Origin of the sequence: Hydrogenobaculum sp. (genome assembly GCF_049967395.1) — a bacterium.
GTDB lineage: Bacteria > Aquificota > Aquificia > Aquificales > Aquificaceae > Hydrogenobaculum.
The window spans coordinates 1-1802 of sequence record NZ_JBMFST010000101.1; the positions used below are offsets into that span (position 1 = coordinate 1).

The 1802-nt window shown below is 29.6% G+C and carries 2 protein-coding genes; both read left to right on the forward strand.

Annotated features, from left to right (window positions below; translation table 11 throughout):
• On the forward strand, positions 1–693 hold a 693-nt coding region (locus tag ACP5S8_RS08260; protein WP_461876461.1), incomplete at its 5' end, for an FkbM family methyltransferase.
• Positions 686–1802 (forward strand): hypothetical protein (locus tag ACP5S8_RS08265; RefSeq protein WP_461876462.1); only part of this gene is annotated, 1117 nt, incomplete at its 3' end. The genes ACP5S8_RS08260 and ACP5S8_RS08265, both read left to right, overlap by 8 nt.

The following is a 1802-nucleotide window of genomic DNA, read 5'->3' on the forward strand; positions in this document are numbered from 1 at the left end:
AATATAGAAATAGATATAAATATGAGTTTTATACCATTTTCTCAATTTAGCAACTTATACAATTGGCTTTTAAAATATACATCACCAACACACGAAGAAGACTACTCATATAAAGAGATAAATTTTGATGTAGAAGATGGAGATATAGTATTTGACTGCGGGGCAAATAGCTCTAAAGACAGTTATATAAACTGCTTATACTTTGCTAAAAAAGCTGGTAAAAATGGTAAGGTTTATGCTTTTGAACCTATACCTCGTATATACAATGAACTTTTAGAAGATATAAAAGGATATGACAATATTATAGCTGTAAATAAGGGTGTATCAGACAAAAAGCAAAAAGCTTATTTTGAAGATTTAGGCGGTGGAGGATCAAGAATTGCCAGCAATGGTGCTATAGAAGTAGAGCTAACAACGATAGATGATTTTGTAAAAGAGCAAGGTATAGAAAAAGTAGATTTTATAAAAATGGATATAGAAGGAGCTGAGCTGGATGCTTTAAAAGGAGCTGTAAATACCATAAAAACTTTCAAACCAAAACTTGTTATATGCGTTTATCACAAACCAGAGCATTTGTACGAAATACCACAGTTTATCAAATCCATAATACCAGAATATAAGATATGGCTTTTGAATAATGAAATATCGCCAGACATGTGGAATGGTACAAAAGTGTTTTGCAAATATGAATAAGCCATTTGACATTCCGATATTATATATTCCTTTCAGAAGACTTAACATAGTTAAACAGGTATTGCCAAGTATTTTAGAGATAAATCCTAAGAGATTATACATATTTCAAGACGGCCCTAGAGATAAAAAAGAAAGCAAAGCATTAGAAGATGTAGTTAATTATATACATAATACAGTATCTGAGAAGAACATAGAGACAACGTTTAATATTAATAAAAGTAATTTTGGTCCTTATAAAGGAGTATGGGAAGCCGTTTCTTGGTTATTTGAAAATGAAGAACAAGGAATTATAATAGAGGAAGATATATATCCTAGTTTGAGCTTTTTTTACTTTTGTGAAAAGCTTCTAAAATTCTACAAAAACAATAAGAACGTATGGGCCATAGTAGGCAAAGATGTTTTAAATTTAGAAAATTTAGAAGATATATATTTTTTAAGAACCTTCCTCCCACCCTGGGGTTTTGCTACCTGGAGAGATAGATGGAGGAGGATTGATTTTGATTTGAAGGGTTTGAGAGAAGTTGACTTGCCAAATGATTTGGATATCAGGTATAAAAAAGCTATTTATGGATTATTGAATATAGGTATCAATAATTTTGGATGGGATATAAGAGTTGATGCTTTTATAAAAGCAAATAATGGATTTGTAGCTCATTATAAGCGTAATTTAGTAAAACACTTAGGATGGGAAGATGGAACTCATTATAGCACGACAAATAAAATAGATGAAGAAATATATGAAATAGAAGATGTAGATAGTTTACAAATGGTAGATGGTATAAACCATTATAATTGGATTGACAACCTAAATATAGAAAAATGGAAATATTTTGATAGGTATGCCGGATTATTTAGTGATACATTTAAATTGAATCTAGAAAAAATCCTCGCAAGCTCTGATAGTATATCTATATACGGTGCTGGATTTTTGGGTAGGATCATGTATTTTATATACGATGACATTTTTGGTAGTAAATTGATTTATTTTATAGACGATAGCTCTAAAGATAACAACATTAACAACATTCCTATATTAAAATTTGAAGAAATAAATAATGAGCCAGATACTATAATAATTTCAATTGCCAATGATTATTTAAATAAAAGCT